The organism is Fluviicola sp., from assembly GCF_030151805.1.
Taxonomy (GTDB): Bacteria; Bacteroidota; Bacteroidia; order Flavobacteriales_D; family Crocinitomicaceae; genus Fluviicola.
Genome location: NZ_JASLCN010000352.1, coordinates 1 through 2,733 on the forward strand (window position 1 = coordinate 1; position 2,733 = coordinate 2,733).

The following is a 2,733-nucleotide window of genomic DNA, read 5'->3' on the forward strand; positions in this document are numbered from 1 at the left end:
GGAACATGTTCCACAACTTGGGCTATGCTCTCAAGTCATTTCTTCCGGGGTCTCAAAACCCTTATAAAACTTTGCAATTTGAAACAGACAAATTCTTCAGCTTTCCTTTATCATCAAAAAAGGAATAACCTAGTTTCCCTTTGAAATGTAAGGTTTCACCAAATTTGATTTTATCTTTTGTTGCTTCTGCCGAACCACCATTATCAGTAAACATAAAATCAGCCGTTAGTGGCAAATCATTGGATGAGGGACCAAATTTCACCGAGATTTTATCTTCCCATGTTGCCGGGAATTTCGCCTCACCGCTTAACTCAATTTCAGAATCCTTTGCATACTTCTTTTCAAAAGCTTTTGCTCCGATTTTATTGGCTTCTTCAATTAGCATTTCAGTAGTCATTACTTCTGCTGAGGCAGCCGCGCCTTCTTCTCCCGGGGCTGAATCTGTTTTTTCACCGGAACAGGAATTTAAAGCAAAGACAAACATACCCATTGCAACGAACGGCAGTAATTTGATTTTTTTCATAAGCACTATTTTTTCTAAATATATTCATTTAATAAAATGGAGTGTCCTAAAATATTAGATGATGTAATCATTTTCTCCCGCAGAACACTTACGCCTAAGCTTGTGCCATGGTTAAAGCTATTGGCGACATGCGATCAGCGTTGGTGCATACCGCAGATTTAATTTGTCAACGATCTGCGTAAGACCTGTCCCGATGATTCGGGATCCGCTTAATCTGCGTGTTTTTTTGGAAATCACCTAAATTCTCGGACAAGAGATATTCCTAAATAAACTTTTTTACAAAATTTGCTTTTCTATGCCTACTAACTTGAACATGTTTCCCATCTGTCATCTCAACACTTCCGCCATCCCCCTTCAAATAGCCTTTGACATGTCGCAGATTAACAATCGTGCTTTGATGAATTCTGAAAAAACCAAAATCAGTTAGAAGTGTTTCATATTCGCCCAGCGTTTTGGTAGAAGTGATTTTTTTTCCTTCCGAAACAATAAAATTGGTGTAATTCCGATCACCTTCCAGGCGAATAATATCTTCAATCTCCACGACTTTAAAACCTTCCATGTTTGGAATGACTAACTTTTTTATTTTTCGATCATCCCCATAATTTTCAATCAAGACTTTAAGACGTTTTGAAACATCTTCTTTTTGTTTTGAAAAATGAATGCCTAATGTCCCTACCAACTGTTTGAACTCCATTATTTTAATGGGTTTCATTAAATAGCCAAAAGCACTAAACTGAATTGCTTTAATCGCATAGTTGTCAAATGCGGTAACAAAAACAACTTCAAAATTTTTATCTTCAATTTTTTCGAGCAGGTCAAAACCTGTTCCTTCTCGCATTCGGATGTCCAGGAATACTACTTGTGGTTCATACTTTTCGATGATACTTATTCCATCAGCAATCGTATCCGCTTCCGCAACTATTTCTAATTGATCTGTAAAATTTTTATGGATAATGTTACTCAATAAAAAGCGTGCATCTGCTTCATCATCTATGATAACACATTTGATCATAATTAATCGTTTAAATAAAAACTAACGGTTGTTCCTTCGTTAGGGGAACTTTTGATCACGATTTTATTTCCTATTCGTTGTTCGGTTATCTTTATCCCCTTTGATTCATGCTTAGACCTGGACACCAAAGAAAAACCAACTCCATCGTCTTGAATGACACATTTAATTCGGTTATCTTCCCGGGAAAGAATAATGGAAACATACCCATTTTCCTTTTTAGGGAGTATTCCATGCCAAATGGCATTTTCGACAAAGGGTTGTATAATTAGAGGTGGGACATGTGTATTGTGGGTATCAACATTTTCATCTACTTGTATGCTATAACGCACTTTCCCCCCGCAACGCAACTGTTCTAAATTTAAATAGAGTTCTAAAGTAGATAGCTCCTCGTGCAGTGAAACAGTATTTTGTGCACTGTTATCTAATATTCTTCGCATCAGCTCAGCAAAATCTGCCATGTATTCATTCGCATCATTTTCATTTCCTTCCACATACATTCGTTGAATACTATTGAGTGAATTGAATAAAAAATGTGGATTCATTTGAGCTCTCAAAGCTATATGTTCCAATTCAACTGCCTTTTTTTGCTGTTTTAACTTGATCTGCCTTCGAATAAAGAATCCTCCTGTCAGGAGGAGAATAACAGCCAGTATCAAGGTTGCAATAAAATAAGTGCGTTTTTCGATACTCGCATCCTTTAATTTGCTTTGCTCCTGGAGTAATACGATTTCTTCTTCTTTTTTCTGCGCTTCATATTCTGCCTGATAGCGTTCAATAATCTTTGTTCTTTCAGAGGTCGCAAGTTCATCTTTTATATTTACTGATTTATCGAAATAATAAAGTGCGCTGTCCTTTTCATTGTTATTAATGTACAGCTTGGTTAAACCTTCATAGATATCATAAACATGTATCTTGTAATCATTTTTTAAGCCAATAGTGAGTGCTTTTCGATAATAGTACAGCGCGCTATCTTTCTGTTGCAGACCTGCATAAGTTAGACCAAGACAGGTATAGTTAGAAATCATATAATACTCATAATTACTTTGCTCAAACGCGGGTTTGGATTGTAAAAATTTTTGTTTGGCCAGTTTGTAATTACGATTCTTCAGATAGATACTTCCTAAAACTTCAATACTTTGGACCATTGGGAAATCCAACTTTTCTTTTTTTGCAATATCAATGGATTGAGTAATGTAAT

Annotated in this window: 3 protein-coding genes; all 3 read right to left on the bottom strand. The window is 36.0% G+C overall.

Annotated features, from left to right (window positions below; all coding sequences use genetic code 11):
- Positions 1-61: 61 nt before the first annotated feature.
- Complete coding sequence (locus tag Q1V93_RS13435; protein WP_300665402.1) at positions 62-523, bottom strand: hypothetical protein; 462 nt, start codon at positions 521-523, stop codon at positions 62-64.
- A gap of 262 nt (positions 524-785) precedes the next feature.
- Entirely contained in the window at positions 786-1,535 is a 750-nt protein-coding gene (locus Q1V93_RS13440; protein WP_300665403.1) for a LytTR family DNA-binding domain-containing protein, read from the bottom strand.
- Between the two features lie 2 nt (positions 1,536-1,537).
- Positions 1,538-2,733 (bottom strand): histidine kinase (locus Q1V93_RS13445; protein WP_300665404.1); only part of this gene is annotated, 1,196 nt, incomplete at its 5' end.